The sequence below is a fragment of the Micromonospora sp. HUAS YX12 genome (assembly GCF_040215685.1).
Classification (GTDB): Bacteria; Actinomycetota; Actinomycetes; order Mycobacteriales; family Micromonosporaceae; genus Micromonospora; species Micromonospora tulbaghiae.
Genome location: NZ_CP157974.1, coordinates 2449200 through 2468390, shown reverse-complemented (window position 1 = coordinate 2468390; position 19191 = coordinate 2449200). Strand labels below are relative to the sequence as shown.

General features: G+C 75.3%; 14 protein-coding genes. 8 read left to right on the top strand and 6 right to left on the bottom strand.

What is annotated here, in order from left to right; genetic code table 11:
* Positions 1–14: 14 nt before the first annotated feature.
* The 4 genes from tsaE to ABIH81_RS12080 form a co-directional block, all read right to left on the bottom strand.
* The gene (gene tsaE / locus ABIH81_RS12095; protein WP_349880335.1) at positions 15–497 is read right to left on the bottom strand and encodes a tRNA (adenosine(37)-N6)-threonylcarbamoyltransferase complex ATPase subunit type 1 TsaE; all 483 of its coding nucleotides are present in this window, start codon (positions 495–497) and stop codon (positions 15–17) included.
* A complete protein-coding gene (locus ABIH81_RS12090; RefSeq protein ID WP_349880334.1) occupies positions 494–1579 on the bottom strand; it encodes an alpha/beta hydrolase in 1086 nt (361 codons plus the stop codon). The genes tsaE and ABIH81_RS12090 overlap by 4 nt, the downstream gene beginning before the upstream one ends.
* A complete protein-coding gene (gene alr / locus ABIH81_RS12085) occupies positions 1576–2694 on the bottom strand; it encodes an alanine racemase (RefSeq protein ID WP_349880333.1) in 1119 nt (372 codons plus the stop codon). Before alr ends, ABIH81_RS12090 begins: the two co-directional genes overlap by 4 nt.
* Positions 2695–2778: 84 nt before the next feature.
* Positions 2779–4248 (bottom strand): NAD(P)H-hydrate dehydratase, encoded by a 1470-nt coding sequence (locus ABIH81_RS12080; RefSeq protein ID WP_349880332.1) that lies wholly within the window; start codon positions 4246–4248, stop codon positions 2779–2781.
* Positions 4249–4464: 216 nt separating this feature from the next.
* Between ABIH81_RS12080 and ABIH81_RS12075 the strand changes: the two genes are divergently transcribed.
* Positions 4465–4767, top strand: coding sequence for a type VII secretion target (locus tag ABIH81_RS12075; RefSeq protein WP_349880331.1), 303 nt, complete (start codon positions 4465–4467; stop codon positions 4765–4767).
* Positions 4764–6386: an alpha/beta hydrolase gene (locus ABIH81_RS12070; RefSeq protein ID WP_349880330.1), complete on the top strand. Its 1623-nt coding sequence runs from the start codon at positions 4764–4766 to the stop codon at positions 6384–6386. The genes ABIH81_RS12075 and ABIH81_RS12070 overlap by 4 nt, the downstream gene beginning before the upstream one ends.
* A gap of 130 nt (positions 6387–6516) precedes the next feature.
* Here the strand turns inward: ABIH81_RS12070 and glmS are convergent, their stop codons facing one another.
* The gene (glmS, locus tag ABIH81_RS12065) at positions 6517–8430 is read right to left on the bottom strand and encodes a glutamine--fructose-6-phosphate transaminase (isomerizing) (protein ID WP_349880329.1); all 1914 of its coding nucleotides are present in this window, start codon (positions 8428–8430) and stop codon (positions 6517–6519) included.
* A 272-nt stretch (positions 8431–8702) separates the two neighbouring features.
* On the opposite strand from glmS, the gene ABIH81_RS12060 reads away from it, so the two are divergent.
* Genes ABIH81_RS12060 through ABIH81_RS12050 form a run of 3 tightly spaced genes read left to right on the top strand, consistent with a single transcriptional unit; the run spans position 8703 to position 12008 of the window.
* On the top strand, positions 8703–9686 hold the full coding sequence (locus ABIH81_RS12060) for an MmpS family transport accessory protein (RefSeq protein WP_349880328.1): 984 nt from the start codon (positions 8703–8705) through the stop codon (positions 9684–9686).
* 31 nt (positions 9687–9717) lie between these two features.
* Positions 9718–10905, top strand: a complete 1188-nt coding sequence (locus tag ABIH81_RS12055; RefSeq protein WP_349880327.1) for a pyridoxal phosphate-dependent aminotransferase — start codon at positions 9718–9720, stop codon at positions 10903–10905.
* Positions 10902–12008 carry a beta-eliminating lyase-related protein gene (locus tag ABIH81_RS12050; RefSeq protein ID WP_349880326.1) on the top strand — a complete coding sequence of 369 codons (1107 nt, stop codon included), beginning with the start codon at positions 10902–10904 and terminating at the stop codon, positions 12006–12008. Before ABIH81_RS12055 ends, ABIH81_RS12050 begins: the two co-directional genes overlap by 4 nt.
* A 40-nt stretch (positions 12009–12048) precedes the next feature.
* Here ABIH81_RS12050 and ABIH81_RS12045 read toward each other — a convergent pair whose 3' ends face one another.
* Entirely contained in the window at positions 12049–12654 is a 606-nt protein-coding gene (locus tag ABIH81_RS12045) for a PadR family transcriptional regulator (protein WP_349880325.1), read from the bottom strand.
* 98 nt (positions 12655–12752) lie between these two features.
* On the opposite strand from ABIH81_RS12045, the gene ABIH81_RS12040 reads away from it, so the two are divergent.
* From ABIH81_RS12040 to ABIH81_RS12030, 3 genes are read left to right on the top strand one after another with little or no spacing between them, the layout of a single operon-like run.
* Positions 12753–15587 carry an FtsX-like permease family protein gene (locus tag ABIH81_RS12040; protein WP_349880323.1) on the top strand — a complete coding sequence of 945 codons (2835 nt, stop codon included), beginning with the start codon at positions 12753–12755 and terminating at the stop codon, positions 15585–15587.
* Positions 15588–15589: 2 nt separating this feature from the next.
* Positions 15590–16336 (top strand): ABC transporter ATP-binding protein, encoded by a 747-nt coding sequence (locus ABIH81_RS12035; protein WP_349880321.1) that lies wholly within the window; start codon positions 15590–15592, stop codon positions 16334–16336.
* Between the two features lie 14 nt (positions 16337–16350).
* Positions 16351–19176 (top strand): FtsX-like permease family protein, encoded by a 2826-nt coding sequence (locus ABIH81_RS12030; RefSeq protein ID WP_349880319.1) that lies wholly within the window; start codon positions 16351–16353, stop codon positions 19174–19176.
* The last annotated feature ends 15 nt before the right edge of the window (positions 19177–19191 follow it).

Sequence of the window (19191 nt, the reverse complement as noted above, 5' to 3'; positions counted from 1 at the left end):
GGGTACGACAGCGCTCAGCCGAGGGTGTCCAGCCGGGCCGCCCAGTCGCCGCCGACCGGTTCCAGCGTGACCGCCCGGGTGTCGTCGTCGCGGCGGTCGATGCGTACCCGCAGGTGCGCGTCGACCAGCTGCTCGACCATCCCCTCGCCCCACTCCACCACGGTGACCGCCTCGTCCACCGAGGCGTCCAGGTCGAGGTCGTCGATCTCCGCGCGCGGGTCGGCGGCCGCACCCAGGCGGTACGCGTCGGCGTGCACGAGCGTCACCCGGCCGCCCCGCTCCGGGTCCGGCCGGTGCGTCCGCGCGATGACGAAGGTGGGCGAGGTGATGTCCCCGAGTACGCCGAGGCCGGCGCCGATGCCCTGGGTCAGCGCCGTCTTGCCGGCCCCGAGCGGGCCGCTGAGCAGCAGCAGGTCTCCGGCGCGCAGCACACCGGCCAGCCGCCGCCCGAACTCGTGGGTGTCGTCGACGGTCTTCAGCTCCACGACCACTGTCATAGCGAATCCAGGAACCTCTCCAGCGCCGCGTTCACCTCGTCGGCGTGCTCCAGCATCACCACGTGCCCACTGTCGTTGATCTTCACGAACTCGGCGTGCGGCAGCCGCCGGACGATCTCCTCGGAGTGCGTCACCGGCGTGATCATGTCCTTGTCCCCCACGATCACCAGCACCGGCGTGCCGGCCAGCGCAGCCAGCGCCGGGAACCGGGAGTGGGTGGCGATCGTGCGCAGGTAGCGGGTGACCGTGTCCGCCGAGGTGCGCGAGTTCATCATCTCGACGTACGACACCAGGGCCGGGCTCGGCTTCGAGGTGCCGAAGCCGTACTTGCGGGTGAGCAGCCAGGCCACGTTCGAGGTCGACCGGCGTGCCCGGTCGATCACGGTGCCGCCGTACCGGGTGGCGTTGCTCATCATGTAGAGCACCGGCGATCCGACGCGGCCGAGCAGCGCGGGCGCCACCAGCTTGGTCTCCGCCGCGAGGCCGCCCGAGGTGGCCATCAGCACGGTGCCGACCACGCGGTCACCGAACATCTCCGGGTACAGCTCGGCCAGCGCCATGATCGTCATGCCGCCCATGGAGTGCCCGACCAGCACCAGCGGGCCGTCCGGGGCCACCTCGTCGAGCACCCGGCGCAGCGTGTGGCCCAGCGCGGTCAGGTCGTACTCGCCGCTCTCCAGCCGGCCGGAGTGGCCGTGCCCCGGCTGGTCGTACGCGACCACCCGGTAGTCGCCGCGCTCGGCGAGCCGCTTGCGCTGGAAGTGGAACGTGCCCATGTCCAGGCAGAACCCGTGCACCAGCACCACCGTCGGGTGCCCGGCGACCGGGCGGGCCGGCTCGACCACCTCCACGTGGATGTCGGTGCCGTCCGGCATCTCCAGCCGGTACGCCTCGTCGTAGCGCTGCTCGCCGAAGACCTCGTCGGCGTACCGGTCGGTCGGGTCGTTCTTGAGCCGGCGGACCAGCACCCGCTCGCTGACCACGCCCGCCGCGAGCCCGGCGGCGGCCACGCCGACGGCGGCGCCGACCAGCCCGGCCACCTTGCCGGCGGCGGTACGCGGTCGCGGCAACCGGACGCTCATGCGCGCTCGCCGTCGTAGACGCGGGGCACGCGCACGCCACCTAAACGGGTCACGATCTCGTAGTTGATGGTGCCGACGGCCTCGGCCCAGTCGTCGGCGGTGGGCTCGCCGTCCGCGCCGCTGCCGAACAGCGTCGCCACGTCGCCGTCGGCCACCTCGTCGTCGCCGCAGTCGACCACGAACTGGTCCATGCAGACCCGCCCGGAGATGGTCCGGCGCTTGCCGGCGAGCTGCACCGGCCCGGTGTTGGAGGCGTGCCGGGGCACCCCGTCGGCGTAGCCGAGCGGCACCACCGCGAGGTTGGCCTCCTGCTCGGTGAGGTAGGTGTGGCCGTAGGAGACGCCGGTGCCGGCCGCTACCCGTTTGGTGAGCATCACCCGGGCGCGGGCGGTCATCGCCGGACGCAGACCGAACTGCTCGCCCGCGACCGGCGACAGGCCGTACACGGCGATGCCGGGACGGACCAGGTCGAAGTGGGTGTCCGGCCGGGTCAGCGTGGCGGCCGAGTTGGCCAGATGCCGGTAGCGCGGGCGCAGGCCGGCGCGCGTCACCATCTCCAGCCCTTCCTGGAACACGGCGAGCTGGCGGTCGGTGGTGGGGTGGCCGGGCGAGTCCGCGTACACGAAGTGGCTCCACACTCCGACCACCTCGACCAGGCCGTCCGCCTGGGCCTTCGCGGCGGCCTCCAGCAGCGCCGGCCAGTCGGCGACGGTGGCGCCGCCCCGGGCCAGCCCGGTGTCGATCTTGAGGTGCAGCCGGGCCGGACGGTCCGCCCGCCGGCTCGCCTGGATCATCTCGTCGAGCTGGGTGAGGCTGGCACAGCCGAGGTCGACGCCGACAGTGATCCCGTCGTGCAGCGGCAGCCCGGGGCTGAGCAGCCAGGCCAGCACCGGTGCGGTGATGCCGTCCTCGCGCAGCCGCAGCGCCTCGTCCAGCGTGCAGACGCCGAGCTGGTCCGCCCCGGCGTCGAGCGCCGCGCGGGCCGCCGGCACCATGCCGTGGCCGTACCCGTCGCCCTTGACCACCGCCATCAGCTCGGCGCTGGTGCCGGCCTTGAGCCGGGTCACGTTCTCCCGGATCGCGTCCAGGTCGACGCGCACCTCCGACTGCCACATGTCCTCAGCCTACTTCCGTCAGTGATCATCATGGCCGTGAGTCGTGCGTGCGGTGCCCGTCGCCACCGGGGGACGCCGCCCGGATCAGCCCAGCCGGGCCAGTACCGGACGCAACGCCGCGGCCACGTCGGGCGCGGTCACCGGACCGCCGCGCGCCGCCTCCCGGCCGGCCAGCCCGTGCAGGTACGCCGCGGCGGCGGCCGCCCGTTCCGGGGCCAGCCCGGCGGCGAGCAGCGAACCGAGCAACCCGGCCAGCACGTCGCCGGTGCCGCCGGTGGCCAGCACCGGGGTGCCGGTCGGGTTCACGTACGCGCGGCCGTCGGGCGTGCCGATGACCGTGCGCTCGCCCTTGAGCAGCACCACCGCGTTCATCCAGGCGGCCAGCCGCAGCGCGGCGGCGAGCCGGTCCTCCCCCGGCATCTCGCCGCAGAGCCGGGCGTACTCCCGGTCGTGCGGCGTCACCACGATCGGCGCGTCCCGGCCGCGCAGCCGGTCGGCCAGCTTGCCGTCGACGAGCAGCGTCAGCGCGTCCGCGTCGAGCACCACCGGCACCGGCGCGGCGAGCACCGCGCGCAGCTCGGCGGCGGAGTCCTCGCCGGTGCCGAGCCCGGAGCCGCAGACCCACGCCTGCACCCGGCCGGCGTCGGCGACCCGGCCGGTGGCGATCACCGACGGGTGCTGGTGCAGCACCTCGCCCCGGGCGCTCCCGGCGTAGCGGACCAGGCCGGTGGGACCGGCGAGCGCCCCGGCGACCGAGAGCACCGCGGCGCCCGGGTAGGTGGCCGAGCCGGTGGCCACGCCGACCACGCCCCGGGAGTACTTCTCCGACGACGCGCCCAGCGCCGGCCACCAGTCGGCCACGTCCGCCTGCTCGATCACCTGGAGCGCCGGTGTGCCGCGCAGCCACGGCGTCAGCCCGATGTCGACCAGCTCGACCTCTCCGGCCAGCTCGGCGGCCGGGCCGACGACCAGGGCCGGCTTGAGCGCGCCGAAGGCGACTGTCACGTCGGCGCGGACCGCCCGGGGCCGCCCGGCGTCGGTGAGCGGAACGTGGCCGGTGTCGACTGCGACGCCGCTCGGCACGTCGACCGCGACCACTGTGGCGGGCCTGCCGTCGCGCCCGTGCTGCCCGGTCAGGCTCGCGGCCAGCTGCTCGGCCGTCTCCCGCAACCCACCGGTGCCGCCGATGCCCACGATGCCGTCGAGCACCAGGTCGACCACCGCTGGCGGCCGGTCGGCCACGCGCCCGCCGGCGGCGCGCAGGGCGGCCAGGCCCTCGGCGTGCGCCCGGCCCGGCGTCAGGAGCAGCGCGGTCACCGCCGCGCCCCGGCGGGCCAGGTGCGCGCCCGCGAGGAGGGCGTCGCCGCCGTTGTCGCCGGACCCGGCGAGCAGCAGCACCCGGGCGCCGTAGACGCCGCCCCGGTCGGCCAGCAGCAACGCGCAGCGGCGGGCCAGGCCGGCCGCGGCCCGCTGCATGAGCGCGCCGGCCGGAAGGGTGGCCATCAGGCCCGCTTCCGCCGCGCGAACGTCCGCGACACGCCACACCTGTCTCATGCCACCCCGCCCCGCTCGTCGCGCCGGCTCAGCTTCCGCCCGCGGCTGCCCCGATCACGGCCTCACCCTACCGGCGGTACGCGCCGGGGACCGGCTGGCGGACCGGCCCTGTGGATAACCCGGGACGTTGTCCACAGGGGTCGGCGACCACCGCCGGGCGCCGCCTAGCGTCCCGGTGTCCGGGGCCGGCCGGTGGCGCCGGGCGAGGGAGGTCACGTGGTGGAGAGACCGTTCGACGTCGACCCGGAGTTGCTGCGCACGGTGGCGCGCGAGCTGGCCGACGACGCGTACCGGCTGGCCCGCGGACCGGGCGCGGCACCGGAGTCGTTGCTGGTGGCGGCGCCGGACGGCTGGCGATCCGCTGTCGCGCTGGCCGACCTGGAGTCGGCGGTGCGGCGCTGGTCCGGCGCGCTCGGCGCCCGGGTGGCCGACACCGCTCAGGCGTTGCGCAGCGGGGCGGACGGCTACGAGGCGGTCGACGAACGCGCCGCCCGCCGCCTCACCGGACTGCTCCGGTGAGCGGCGGTCCTCCCGACGCGGCGGACCTGCCGGTCGGCTACGCACAGCTCTGGCGGGCCGACCCGGGCGCCTGGTCCACCGCGGGGGCGGCGTGGCGGGGCCTCGCCGCGCCGGTACGGCAGCGTGCCGACGCGCTGACCGCCCGGATCGGCGCGCTCCGGCCCGGGTGGTCGGGCGCGGCCTCGGCGGCGGCGCAGCGGCGGATCGGGGATCTGCGCACCGGCCTCACCGACGTGCTTCCCGCCCTGGTCGAGGTCGACCAGGTGCTCGCCGAGTTCGGCGCCCGGCTGGGCGCGGCGAAGGCCCGGCTCGGCGCCGAGGTGGCCCGCGCCGAGTCCGGCGGCCTGCTCGTCGACCGCACCGGCGCGGTCCGGCCCGACCCGGCGCGGCCGGTGACGCGGACCGGGCCGGCCGTGGTCCACGCGCGAGCCGGCATCCGGGGCGCGCTGACGCTCGCCGGCGCCGCCGACCGGGAGGCGGCCGGCCGGCTGGCGGAGCTGACCACCGCCGCGGTACGCGGCTGGGTCAGCGTCCCGCCCGCGTGGCGTCCCGGGCCCGGTGCCGGGCCGGCCGAGGTGAGCCGCTGGTGGGCCGGTCTGAGCGCGGCCGAGCGGCGCTGGCTGGTGGGGCGGGAACCGGGCCGGATCGGGCGTCTCGACGGGCTTCCGGCCGCCGCCCGGGACCAGGCGAACCGGCTGCTGCTCGGCGACCGGCGGGAGCAGTTGCTCGTGCGGCGGCTCGCGCTGCGGCACCCGCTTCCGGCCGGGCCGCTGGAGGCGTCCCGGCGGGTCCGGCTCGCCGCTGTCGAGGCGGCGCTGCGCGGGCTGGACGGGCTCGGCGAGCGGCTGGCCGCGGGCGAGGCGCCCCGGGCGTACCTGCTGGGGTTGGATCCGGCCGGCGACGGCCGAGCGGTGGTGGCGCTCGGCAACCCGGACCGCGCGTCCTCGGTGCTCACCTACGTCCCGGGCATGACCTCGGACCTCGCCGACGCGCCGGCCGAACTGGGCCGGGCGGCCCGGGTGTTGCAGCGGTGCGCGGCGCTCGGGCCGGTCGAGGAGGTGGCGGCGGTGCTCTGGCTGGACTACGACGCGCCCGGTTTCCTCACCGAGGCGGCGGGCACCCGGCAGGCCGAGGACGCCGGCCCGGCGCTGCACCGGTTCCAGGAGGGGCTACGGGCCGCGCACGAGGGTCCACCGGCCCGGCAGACGGTGCTCGGGCACAGCTACGGCTCGCTCGTGGTCGGCGCCGCCGCCCGCGACCACGGGCTGGGCGCGGACGCGCTTGTCTTCGTCGGTTCGCCCGGGGTCGGCGTGGACCACGCCGCCGACCTGCGGATGCCCGCCGGTCAGGTCTGGTCGTCGACCGCGCCGGACGACGTGATCCGGCTGGCCCGCCCACCGGACGAGCTGGCCCGCCGCGCGCTGCTCGCGGGCACGCCGCTCGGCCCGGCGCTCGCCGTGCTCGACGGGCACGGCGAGCGGCTCTGGTTCGGCGCCGACCCGAGCACGCCGGGCTTCGGCGGCCGGCGCTTCCCGAGCGCGCCGCGCGGCCACACCGGCTACTGGGATGCGGACAACCCGGCGCTGGACGGCATGGCCCGGATCGTGCTGGGCCGGTGACCCGCCCGCGCCCCTCCGGCGGCCGCCCGGCGATCGGCCGAGGCCATCCGGCGGCCGGCCGCGAGGCAGGCCGGAGACGACGCGGTCCCTCCGCCCGGTGGACGGGCGGAGGGACCGTGGACGAGATCGGCTACTCGACGGTGACCGACTTGGCCAGGTTGCGGGGCTGGTCGACGTCGTGACCGCGGGCGGCGGCGATCTCGGCGGCCAGCACCTGCAACGGCACTGTGGTCACCAGCGGCGCCAGCAGCGTCGGCGTACGCGGCACGTAGATCAGGTGGTCGGCGTAGCGGACCACCGCCTGGTCGCCCTCCTCGGCGATCACGATGGTGCGGGCGCCGCGGGCGCGTACCTCCTGGATGTTGGAGACGACCTTGTCGTGCAGCATGCCCCGGCCGACCGGCGACGGCACGATGCAGATGACCGGCGTGCCCTTGTCGATGAGCGAGATCGGGCCGTGCTTCAACTCGCCGGCGGCGAAGCCCTCGGCGTGCATGTACGCCAGCTCCTTGAGCTTCAGCGCGCCTTCGAGCGCCACCGGGTAGCCCACGTGCCGGCCGATGAACAGCACGGTCGGCTCGGACTTCAGCTCACGCCCCAGCTCGCGGACCGGCTCGATCCGGTCCAGCAGCTCGCGCAGCTTGGCGGGCATCTCCTGGAGCTGGGCCACCACGGCGCCCACCTCGTCGGCGAACTTGATGCCGCGCACCTGGGCCAGGTGCAGTCCGATCAGGTAGCAGGCCACGACCTGGGTGAGGAACGCCTTGGTGGAGGCGACAGCGATCTCCGGGCCGCCGTGGGTGTAGAGCACCGCGTCGGACTCGCGCGGGATGGTGGAGCCGTTGGTGTTGCAGATGGCCAGCACGCGGGCCTTCTGCTCCTTGGCGTGGCGCAGCGCCATCAGCGTGTCCATCGTCTCGCCGGACTGCGAGATCACCACGATCAGCGTGGACCGGTCCAGCACCGGGTCGCGGTAGCGGAACTCGCTCGCCAGCTCCACCTCGCAGGGGATGCGGGTCCAGTGCTCGATCGCGTACTTGGCGACCAGGCCGGCGTGGTAGGAGGTGCCGCACGCGACGATGAAGATCTTGTCGATGTCGCGCAGGTCCTGCTCGCTGAGGCGGACCTCGTCGAGGGCGATCTCGCCGCTCTCGGTGAGCCGGCCCAGCAGCGTGTCGGCGATGGCCTGCGGCTGCTCCTCGATCTCCTTGAGCATGAACCAGTCGTAGCCACCCTTCTCGGCGGCCGACGAGTCCCAGTCGATGTGGAAGTCCTTGCCGCTGGCCGGCTGACCGTCGAAGTCGGTGATGTCGATGGTGTCCGGGGTGATCAACACGATCTGGTCCTGCCCCAGCTCGACCGCGTCCCGCGTGTGCTCGATGAACGCGGCGACGTCGCTGGCCAGGTAGTTCTCGCCGTCGCCCCGGCCCACCACCAGCGGCGAGTTGCGCCGGGCGCCGACCACCGCGCCGGGGATGCCGGCGTCGACGGCGAGCAGCGTGAACGCGCCCTCCAGGCGCGCGCAGACCACGCGCATGGCGGCGGCGAGGAGCTGCGGGCTGTCGGTCTCGCCGGCCGAGCGCAGGTCGGCCAGCGCGCGGGCGATCAGGTGCGCGGCGCACTCGGTGTCGGTGTCGCTGGCGAACTCGACACCCTCGTCCTCCAGCTCGGTGCGGAGCTTCGCGAAGTTCTCGATGATGCCGTTGTGGATCACCGCGACGCGGCCGTCCGGGGAGAGGTGCGGGTGGGCGTTGCGGTCGGTCGGGCCGCCGTGCGTGGCCCACCGGGTGTGGCCGATGCCGGTGGTGCCGTCGCCGATGCCGATCGGGCTGGCGGCGCAGTCCTCGGGGTTGCCGGCCGCCCGCTCGGAGAGGACCTTCTCCAGGTTCGCGAGCTTGCCGGCCTTCTTCTCGGTCAGCAGCTCGTCCTCGCAGACCACGGCGACACCGGCCGAGTCGTAGCCGCGGTATTCGAGACGCCGCAGTCCGTCAAGCACGATGCCGAGCGCCGGGCGCGCACCGGCGTAACCCACGATTCCACACATGGTCCGCAGCTTAACCGAGTTTCGCTCATCGTGCGTGCTCGGAAAGCCGGTTAACGATCATTGAATTTGAGCGAACCGAACGCCAGGGTTGCCATTACCGGACAAACCACCATCCAGGTTGTTCCGCCCGTCCGGACCGGTACGGGACGCGCCGCGCGGACCGCCGGCCGGGACCGCACGGCTGGCCGCCACCGCCTACATTGAGGCCGGGCGCCGTCCCCCGGGCCCACCGTTCCGCGGTCGTCCGCGCCGTACCCCTGTGAGCTGAGCCGATGTCCGAGACGACCCCCGCCCCCGAGCCGGCCTCCGGACCGAGCGACCCCGCCGCGCCGGCCACGCCGCAGCCCTCCACCTGGACGCCGCCGGACCCGTTGGCCGCCCCGCAGCCGTGGACGCCACCCGCGCCGTGGTCGCCGGCCCCGGCGCCGAGCCCCTGGGCCGCACCCGGAACTGAGAGCGCGTCCGGAACCGACCCGGCCACGTCCCCCGGCGGCACGGGCCGGCCGGTGGGCGAACCGGGGTGGGCGGCTCCGGCCGACCCGGCCGCCACGCCGCGCCCGGCCGTCCCGCCGGCCTCCGGCGATCCGCAGCCGTCGGGTGTCCCGGGCCCGCCCGGTTGGCCGTCCCAGCCCGGCACCCCGGACGCACCCGGCTTCCCGGCACAGCCGGGCTGGACACCGGGCGCCTACCCGCCCGGCCCCTACCAACCCGGTGCCTACCCGCCCGGGCCCTACCCGCCGCCGTACGCGTATCCGGGCATGCCGCCACGCCGCAGCGGAAGCGGCTGGGCGGCCGGCCTGGTGATCGGCATCGTCACCGTCCTGGCACTCATCGTCTGCGGCTGCGTGGGGCTGTCCTTCCTCGGCAGCACCCTGGACGACCGGGCGGCCTCCGGCGAGCGGTACGACGGGCCGATCTACGGTGAGCCCGACGGGTGGGCCGACGAGCCGAGCGCGCCCCCGGCGAGGCCGGCCACCACCCCGTCCGGCGGGCCCGGCCGGTTCACCGTCCGGTACGAGGTGACCGGCTCCGAGGGCGAGGCGGAGGTGCAGTTCTACGACGCGAATGGCGACTTCCACCAGCTCGACTCCGTGGACTCCCCCTGGCGGCTGAGGTTCACCACAAGCGACCGTGAGCGGGTCCAGATCGTCACAAGCGCCGGACGCGCTGGTCAGGTGACCTGCCGGATAACCATCGACGGCAAGGTCGTCTCGACGAACTCGGGAAGATGGGGCGTGGCCTGCTTCGGCTGGTGAGGACTCGGCGGCGGGCCGTAGGCTGGCCGCCGTGACGACGACCGATCCCCTGGTGGCCCGGATGCGGCCGTTCGGCACCACCGTCTTCACCGAGATGTCCGCGCTGGCCGTGCGTACCGGCGCGGTCAACCTCGGACAGGGCTTCCCGGACACCGACGGCCCGCCGGAGATGCTCGCCGCCGCGGCCGAGGCGCTGTGCACCGGCCACAACCAGTACCCGCCCGGTCCGGGGATCCCCGCGCTGCGCGCCGCCGCCGCCGAGCACCAGCGCCGGTTCTGGGGCCTGGAGTACGACCCGGACGGCGAGATCGTGGTGACGGCCGGCGCCACCGAGGCGGTCGCGGCGAGCATCCTCGCGCTCTGCGAGCCGGGTGACGAGGTGATCTGCTTCGAGCCGTACTACGACTCGTACGCCGCCTCGATCGCGCTGGCCGGGGCGGTCCGCCGCCCGGTGACGCTGCGTCCCGGCGCCGACGGCCGGTACGCGTTCGACCCGGCCGAGCTGCGCGCCGCGTTCGGGCCGCGTACCCGGATGGTGCTGCTGAACTCGCCGCACAACCCGACCGGCAAGGTCTTCACCGCCGACGAGCTGGCGGCGGTCGCCGAGCTGTGCCGGGAACACGACGTGTACGCGGTCACCGACGAGGTCTACGAGCACCTCGTCTACACCGACGCCGCCGGGCCGCACCTGCCGCTGGCCGGGTTGCCGGGCATGCGGGAGCGGACGCTGCGCATCTCCTCCGCCGGCAAGACGTTCTCCTGCACCGGCTGGAAGGTCGGTTGGGTGAGCGGGCCGGCACCGCTGGTCGCGGCGGTGCTGCGGGTGAAGCAGTTCCTCACGTTCGTCAACGCCGGCCCGCTCCAGCCGGCCGTGGCGGTGGCCCTCGGCCTGCCCGACGCCTACTTCACCGGGTTCCGGGACGACCTGCAACGCCGCCGGGACCAGCTGGTCGCCGGGCTCGCCGACGCCGGTCTCGGTGTCCTCCCGCCCGAGGGGACATACTTCGTCACCGCCGACATCGGCACGCTCGGCGGCCGGGACGGGGTGGAGTTCTGCCGGTCCCTGCCGGAGCGCTGCGGCGTGGTGGGGGTGCCGACGCAGGTCTTCTACGACGACGTGGAGGCGGGCCGCCGGCTCGTCCGGTTCGCGTTCTGCAAGCGGCCGGAGGTGCTCGCCGAGGCGGTGACCCGGCTGCGCCGGCTCCGGGAGGACGGATGAGCGACGGACACGCCGAACGGCTGCGGCGGCTCGCCGCCCAGCGCGGCTGCGACACGATGCTCTCCGGCGTACGCCCGACGTCGGTGCGGGAGCAGCTCGCCGCGCTCGGCGCGGTGGCCGGTGACGACCTGCCCGACCTCTACGGCGAGGGCGGGCCGGTGGCGGAGCTGGAGCTGCGCGTCGCCGAGCTGCTCGGCGCGGAGGCCGCCGTGTTCTTCCCCTCCGGCACGATGGCGCAGCAGGTGGCGATGCGGCACGGGGCGGAGCTGACCGGCCGGGCCGGGGTCGGGCTGCACCCGCTCAGCCACCCGCTGGTGCACGAACGCGACGCGTGCGCGCTGCTCGCCGACGTACGCGCGGTGTCGACCACGGCCGCCCCGCGTAACCCGACGGCCGCCGAGGTCGCCGCGCTCGACGAGCCGATCGGCACGCTCTTCCTGGAGCTGCCGTTGCGGGACGCCGGGTTCGTGCTGCCGACCTGGGACGAGCTGGTCGCCGTGGTCGCGGCGGCCCGGGCCCGGGGCGCCCGGGTGCACTTCGACGGCGCCCGGCTCTGGGAGTCGACCGTCCACCTCGGCTACTCGACGGCCGAGATCGCGGCGCTGGCCGACAGCACGTACGTCTCGTTCTACAAGTCGCTCGGCGGCCACTCCGGGGCGGCGCTGGCCGGGGACGCGGAGTTGGCCCACTACGCGCGCGCCTGGCGGCACCGCTACGGCGGCACGCTGTTCCAGCAGTGGCCGGCGGCCCTGGCCGCGCTCGCCGGGCTGGCCCGGGAGCTGCCGCAGCTGCCCGGGCACGTGGGGCACGCGAAGGTGGTGGCCGAGGCGTTGGCCGCCCTGCCCGGCGCCCGGGTCCACCCGACGCCGCCGCACACCCACCAGTTCCGGTTCTGGCTGCCGTACCCGGCGGCGGCGCTGAACGCGGCGAACCTCGCCCTGGCCGAGGAGGAGCGGGCGTGGTTCGTCGGCGGCTGGCGGGACACCGAGGTGCCCGGGCTGGCGCTGGCCGAGGTGACGGTGACCGGCCCGGCGCGGGAGTTGGACCCCGACGGGATCCTCGACCTGGGCGGCCGTTTCCTCCGCCGGGTCGGCTCCGACTGACCTCGGCCTGACGGCCCGCGGAGCGCCGCGGGCCGGACGGTCAGCCGGCGGAACGCGCCGGGCCGGGGTCCGCGGCCGGCGTCGCCGGGTGCGACCGGTCGCTCGCCAGCGCCCGGAGCGCGGCGCCCCCGTCGGCGAGCAGCGCCGCCTCGGCGTCGTCGACGAAGGCGAGATCCGCCTCGACGTGCCGGACGGCGGCGGAGAGCAGCAGCCGGACCACCGAGTCCTCGGAACGGCGGCGCAGCGTGTCGAGGTTGCGCAACTCCCGCAGCAGGTGGGCGCGTTGGTTGGCGAGCACGGTCCGGACGACCGCGGCCTCGCCGGTCCGGGCCGCCGCGGTGACCTTCAGGAAGAAGTCGTCCCGGAAGCCGCCGCTGCGCGGGCTGGGTTCGGCGAGCCAGCGGTCCAGCTCGGTGCGGCCGGCCGGCGTGATCTCGTAGACCACCCGGTCGGGCTTCACCGGCTGGGCGTGCCGCTCGGCGACGACCTGCCCGTCCCGGGACAGCCGGTCGAGGATCTGGTAGAGGTGCCCGATGTTGAGCGGACCCCACTGTGGACCGACGGCCGCCTCGAAGGCGCCCTTGAGCTCGTAGCCGTAGCTGGGACCACGGGCGAGCAGGGCCAGGACCGCGTGCTGGATCGCCACCGTCTCCTCCGATCCGGTTCCGGACAGGCACCCGTGCGGGGCCTTGCATTGTCACAATGTATCGCGCACAGTGTGGTCAGCACACGGGGAGGCGCGACATGTTCCACGTCATCTGGGGGCAGCTTCGTGGCCGTGCGGGACGGTCGGTGGCGCTGCTGGCCGGCGTGCTGGTGGCCACCACCGGCTTCGTCGTCCTGACCGGCGCCACCACCACCTCGCGGCTGGCCGTCACCGGCGCCGTGGAGCGCGACACCCGCGCCGCCTACGACATCCTGGTCCGTCCGCAGGGGACGCGCACGCCCCTGGAGGCCGCGCGCGGACTGGTGCGGCCCAACTACCTCTCCGACACCTACGGCGGCATCACCACGGCGCAGTACGAACAGGTCAGAGCGGTCGCCGGAGTGGACGTGGCCGCCCCCATCGCGATGATCGGTTACTCGACCTCGGCGGTGCCGCTGCGGCTGGACCTCACCGCGGCGGTCGACCGGTCCCTCGACCGGCAGGTGATCCGGGTCGAGCCCACCTACCTGGCCGAGCGCGGCCTGTCCACCGCGCCGGGCAAGCCGCGGTACGTGTACGTGACCACACACCCCCTCATCCATCCGATGGTCGATCCGGAGCACCTGGACGAGCTTCGCTACACCGACGGCCGGCGCTACCCGGTGGACGAGGTCTGCGGATCGGTCGCGCGGGAAGTGCAGCCGGACGGCAGCAGCCGGCCGATCTGCGACCCGCAGCGCGGCGCCCTGATCGGCAACCGTGGCGCGCTCTCCGAGCGGGACAACTGGTGGATCGTCCCGGTCCGGCTGCTGCCGGACGGCCGCTTCGAGGCGGAGAACCGCGTGCTCGCGGAGAACGGCGACGCCGCGACGGCGATCTCCGACCGGCTGACGCTGACCGAGCCGGTCACCGTGCCGTTCCTGCTCGCCGCCGTGGACCCGGACGCGGAACAGCGCCTCGTCGGCCTCGCCGGCGCCGTGACGACGGGCCGCCCCCTGCGGGCCGGCGACGCGGTGGACGAGAAGCTGCTCGGCACCGCGCTCAACCGGTCGGTTCCGGTGCTGGCCACCAGCCGCCCCTATCTCGACAGCGAACTGCGAGCCACGCTCACCCGGCTGCCCGCCGCCCGCCCGGCCGGAATGCCGGCCGTCGACCTGGAGCAGGGGCTCCGGCGGGCAACCGGCACACCGGCGGGGGTGGCCCGGGCGAACCTGGCGGACGCCTACCGCAGCCGCCTCGCGGCGGGAGTCTCCGACCAGGGTGGCTGTTGTCGCGGGCAGCTCCAGACCATCACGCAACCCGGCCCCGTGGCCTACGAGGAGCGACCCGGCGGCGAGCTGCGCGCCACCGGAGTGCCACCGGCCGCACCCGAGGTCTTCGGCGACGTTCGCGAATTCAGCTGGCTGCCCCGCCCCTGGCTCACCGAGGACGTCGGGGCGCGGACCCTGCGCCGGCTTCCCCTGCCCGGCGGCGGCGCGGTCACCCCGTTCCGCCAGTGGCGGGCGGTCGGCGTGTTCGACCCGGAGAAGCTCACCGGCTTCAGCGACGTCGGCACGGTGCCGCTGGAGACGTACGAGGCGCCGGTGGCCGGGGGCGCCGACAACCGCAGCCGGGCCGCACTGGGCGACCGGCCGCTGGAGCCGAGTGGCAACCCGGCCGGCTACCTGTCCGCGCCGCCGTTGCTGCTGACCAATCTCACCAGCGCGCGCCAGCTGCTGGACGGCGCCGGCACGACGCAGCGCACCGCGCCGATCAGCGCGATCCGGGTCCGGGTCGCCGACGTGCACGGCTACAGCGAGCGCTCCGCCGAACGGGTCCGGCTGATCGCCGAGCGGATCACCCAGGCCACCGGCCTCGACGTCGACATCACGCTCGGGTCCTCGCCCGCGCCGCAGACCGTGGAACTGCCGGCCGGCGCGTTCGGCCGCCCCGCCCTGAGCCTGACCGAACGCTGGTCGGCGCTCGGGGTCGCCTCCGTGATCACCGAGGCGGTGGACCGCAAGAGCGCCGCGCTCTTCGTCCTGGTGCTGGTGGTCTGCGTGCTCTTCCTCGGCAACGCGGTCTCCGCCGCGGTCCGGGACCGGCGCCCCGAGCTGGCGGTGCTCGCCTGCCTGGGCTGGCCCGCCCATCGGATCGGCGCGCTGGTCCTCGGCGAGGTCGCCGCGCTGGGTCTCGCCGCCGGTCTCCTCTCCGTCGGCCTGGCGCTTCCGCTCGGCGCGGCCCTGGACATCGGCGTCGACTGGCGGCGGGCGCTGGTCGCCGTACCGGTGGCCCTGCTGCTGGCGCTGGTCGCCGGCGTGGCGCCGGCGCTGCGAGCCGCGCGCGCCCACCCGGCCGCCGCGTTGCGCCCGCCGGTCGCCGGTGCCCGTGGGGTACGCCAACCCCGGACCCTGCCCGGCCTGGCGCTGGTGAACCTGATGCGGAGCCCCGGCCGCACCATGCTGGGCGCGGGCGCGCTGGCCATCGGGGTGGCCGCGCTGACCCTGGTCGCCGCCACCACGTACGCGTTCCGGGGTGCGATCGTGGGCAGCCTGCTCGGTGACACGGTGTCGCTCAGCGTGCGAGGCGCGGACGCCCTCGCGGCGGTGGCCACCGTGCTCCTCGGGGCCGCCGCCGTGGCCGACGTGCTCTACCTGAACATCCGCGACCGGGCCGCCGAACTCGCCACGCTGCGGGCGACCGGTTGGACCGACGCGGCGCTGGGCCGCCTGGTCGGCTACGAGGGCTTCGTCATCGGCACGCTCGGCGCGGTCGGCGGCGCCACCCTCGGGCTCGGCGGGGCGGCCCTGGTGGTCGGCCAGGTGCCGACCGGCCTGGTGACCGTGGCGGCGCTGGTCGCCTCGGCCGGTGTGCTGGTCACCTGCCTGGCGGCGCTCGTCCCGGCCGCGCTGCTGCGCCGCCTACCCACCGCACGACTGCTGGCAGAGGAGTGACCATGGACCCGACGACGGGCAGTACGGTACGCATCGCCGGGCTGGTCCGGCAGTTCCGCAGCGGTCCCGAGCGGCTCACCGCCGTCGACGACGTGTCGCTGGAGATCGCGGCGGGGTCGGTGGTGGCGCTGACCGGCCCGAGCGGCTCGGGCAAGTCCACGCTGCTGCACCTGATCGGTGCGATCGAGCAGGCCGACCGGGGCGCGGTGACCGTGGACGACGTGGAGGTCACCGCGCTGCGCCGGGCGGCCCTGGCCCGCTACCGGCAGCGGGTCGGTTTCGTCTTCCAGCGCTACCACCTGCTGCCGGCGCTCACCGTGCTGGACAACGTGATCGCGCCGGTGCTGCCGCGCCGGGGCCGGGCCGACCACGCGGCCCGTGCCCGCGAACTGCTGGACGCGGTGGGCCTCGCCGGCCGGGAACGGGCCCTGCCGGCGGAGCTCTCCGGCGGCCAGCAGCAGCGGGTGGCGATCGCCCGGGCGTTGATGGGCGAGCCCCGGCTGCTGCTGGCCGACGAGCCGACCGGCAACCTGGACTCGACCACCGGTGGCCAGATCCTGGACCTGCTGCTCGACCTGCGCGACCGGCACGGGATGACGATCCTGCTCGCGACCCACGAGCCGGCGATCGCCGCCCGCTGCGACCGCCTGGTCCGGCTCGGTGACGGACGGGTCGTCGAGGACGTGGACCTGACCGACGGGGAGGATCCGGCCGACACGTTCGACCGTGCCTCCCGACTGCGTCTCTGACCGAGGGAGCACGCGTGTTCCGATTCGTCTGGCGACAGCTCCGTGGGCGTGCGGGCCGTTCGGTGGCACTGCTGACCGGCGTCCTGGTGGCCACCACCGGTTTCGTCGTCCTCACCGGGGCGACCACCACCTCGCGGCTCGCCGTGATCGGCAGCCTCGAACGGCACACCCGCGCGTCCTACGACATTCTCGTGCGTCCCGCGGGCAGCCGCACCCCGCTGGAGGCGCAGCGCGGGCTGGTCCGTCCCAACTACCTGTCCGGCCTCTTCGGCGGCATCACCACGGCCCAGTACGACCAGGTGAAGGCGCTTCCCGGGATCGAGGTGGCCGCGCCCATCGCGATGCTCGGGCACGCCGACCAGATCATCAGCGGCTCACTCGACCTCACCGGGGCGGTCGACCCGTCCCTGGACCGGCAGGTCATCCGAATCGACCTGACCTTCGACACGGACCGTGGCCGGTCGGTCGGGCGGGCCGTACCCCGATACCTCTACCTCACGAAGCACCCGTTGATCCGTCCGGACTTCTCCGGGCCGCCCGGCCGCAAGCTCCGGTACACCGACGGCAGCGAGCACCCCGTCGACGCCTGCGGCCGGGAGTTCGCGGTCCCGTACGAGGTCCAACCGGACGGGCGCTCACTGCCGGTCTGCGACCCGCTGGCGGTGGCGACCGACGGCGCGGCCGGATCGACCATGTCCGAACTCGACATGACCTCGCTCAGCGCGGCCCACCTGCGACCGGACGGGCGGTTCGAGTTCGGCCCGGCCCGCCGGGGGATGCCACCGGCGCCCACCGACCGGCTGCTGCTCCCGGTGGGGGTCAGTGTCGCGCTGCTGCTCGCCGCCGTCGACCCGGTGGCCGAGGACCGGCTGGTCGGACTGAACGGGGCGATCCAGGACGGCATCCCACTGCCGGCGGACCGCCGGCCGGCCCGGGTGGACTATTCCTCGTGGGGTCAGGCCACCGAGTTCCCGGTCCTGGCCACGAGCCGCCCGTTCGTCGACGGGTCGGTCACGGCGACGTACCGCCAGCTCGTGCCCTCCGGGATAGCCGGCCTGCCGGCCGCCACGGTCGGCGCGGCCCTGGCCACGCTCCCCGGCACGGCCGCCGGCGGCGGGCGGGAGGACTTCGCCGACCGCTACCTCGGGGACATCCGGAACCTGATCGAGCGTCCCGGGGAGTGCTGCGGCGGCGTGCTCGACCTCGTGTTGCAGGCGGGCCCGGTCGACTACGACGAGGGACCGGACGGCGTCCTGCGGCCGCGGACGGTCACTGTCGACCCGTCGGTCTACGGCTCCGAGTTCGTGATCCGGCGGCAGCGGTCCTGGCTCGCCGACGACCGGTCGTTCCGGCTGCTCAACCAGGTGCCGACGAGCATCGGCGATGAGGCCCTCTCCCACAGCTGGCGTCCGGTCGGCACGTTCGACCCGCTCCGGTTGACCGGATTCGACGACCTGTCCCGGGTGCCGCTGGAGACCTACGAGCCACCGACCGTCGAGGGCGCCGACGACCGCACTCGGCAGGCGCTGGGTGACCGGCCGCTGCTGCCCAACGGCAGCCCCGGCGGCTACCTCTCCGCACCGCCGCTGCTGCTCACCAACCTGGCCAGCGTGCCGGACCTGCTGGTCGGCGCTCCCGCCCGGCAGCGCAAGGCGCCGATCAGCGCGATCCGGGTGAGGGTGGCCGACGTGGACGGCTACAACGAGCGCTCGGCCGAGCGGGTCCGCCTGATCGCCGAACGGATCGCCACCACCACCGGCCTCGACGTGGACATCACCCTCGGGTCCTCGCCCGCGCCGCAGACCGTGGACCTGCCCGCCGGCGCCTTCGGCCGCCCCGACCTGCGGCTGACCGAGAACTGGTCCGCCCTCGGCGTCGCCTCGGTCATCACGAAGGCCGTCGACCGCAAGAGCGCCGTGCTGTTCGCGCTGGTCCTCGTGGTCTGCGCGCTGTTCCTCGGCAACGCCGTCACCGCCGCCGTCCGCGACCGCCGCGCCGAACTCGCCGTCCTGGCCTGTCTCGGCTGGTCGGCACGCCGCATCGGCGCGCTCGTCCTCGGCGAGGTCGCCACGCTCGGCCTGGCCGCCGGGCTGCTCGGCGTCGGCCTCGCCGTCCCCCTCGGTCGCGCCCTCGGCATCGACGTCGAGTGGGACCGCGCGCTGCTCGCCGTGCCGGTGGCGCTGCTCCTGGCCCTGGTCGCGGGTCTGACACCCGCGCTGCGGGCCGCCCGCGCCCACCCCGCCGCCGCGTTGCGCCCGCCGGTGGCCGCCGCCCTCCGCGCCCACCGCACCCGGACCGTCGCCGGAATGGCAGTGGTCAACCTGGCCCGCGTCCCCGCGCGCACGGTGCTCGGTGCCGCCGCCCTCGCCATCGGCGTCGCCTCACTCACGGTGGTCGGCGCCGTCGCCTACGCCTTCCGCGGCGCGATCGTCGGCAGCCTGCTGGGCGACACGGTGTCGCTGGACGTACGCGGCGCGGACACCCTCGCCGCCGTGGCCACGGTGCTCCTCGGCGCGGCCGCCGTCGCGGACGTGCTCTACCTGGACGTCCGGGACCGCGCCACCGAACTGGCCGCCCTCCAGGCCACCGGCTGGACCGACGGCGCGCTCACCCGTCTCGTCGGCTACCAGGCCCTGTTCCTCGGCGGCCTCGGCGCGCTCAGCGGCGCCGGCCTCGGGCTCGGCGGCGCCGCCTGGCTCGTCGGTGACCTGCCTGCGGCGCTGGTCACCACCGCCGCCCTGGCCGCCCTGGCCGGTGTGCTGGTCACCTGCCTGGCCGCGCTCGTTCCCGCCTACCTGCTGCGCCGCCTACCCACCGCGCGGCTCCTCGCCCAGGAATGACGGCGGCCGCGCGGC

Excerpts from the sequence above, each read along its gene's own strand:
- tsaE (WP_349880335.1), bottom strand. The coding sequence starts at position 497 with ATGACAGTGGTCGTGGAGCTGAAGACCGTCGACGACACCCACGAGTTC.
- ABIH81_RS12040 (WP_349880323.1), top strand. The coding sequence starts at position 12,753 with ATGTTCCACGTCATCTGGGGGCAGCTTCGTGGCCGTGCGGGACGGTCG.
- ABIH81_RS12035 (WP_349880321.1), top strand. The coding sequence starts at position 15,590 with ATGGACCCGACGACGGGCAGTACGGTACGCATCGCCGGGCTGGTCCGG.
- glmS (WP_349880329.1), bottom strand. The coding sequence starts at position 8,430 with ATGTGTGGAATCGTGGGTTACGCCGGTGCGCGCCCGGCGCTCGGCATC.
- ABIH81_RS12060 (WP_349880328.1), top strand. The coding sequence starts at position 8,703 with ATGTCCGAGACGACCCCCGCCCCCGAGCCGGCCTCCGGACCGAGCGAC.
- ABIH81_RS12050 (WP_349880326.1), top strand. The coding sequence starts at position 10,902 with ATGAGCGACGGACACGCCGAACGGCTGCGGCGGCTCGCCGCCCAGCGC.
- ABIH81_RS12080 (WP_349880332.1), bottom strand. The coding sequence starts at position 4,248 with ATGAGACAGGTGTGGCGTGTCGCGGACGTTCGCGCGGCGGAAGCGGGC.
- alr (WP_349880333.1), bottom strand. The coding sequence starts at position 2,694 with ATGTGGCAGTCGGAGGTGCGCGTCGACCTGGACGCGATCCGGGAGAAC.
- ABIH81_RS12090 (WP_349880334.1), bottom strand. The coding sequence starts at position 1,579 with ATGAGCGTCCGGTTGCCGCGACCGCGTACCGCCGCCGGCAAGGTGGCC.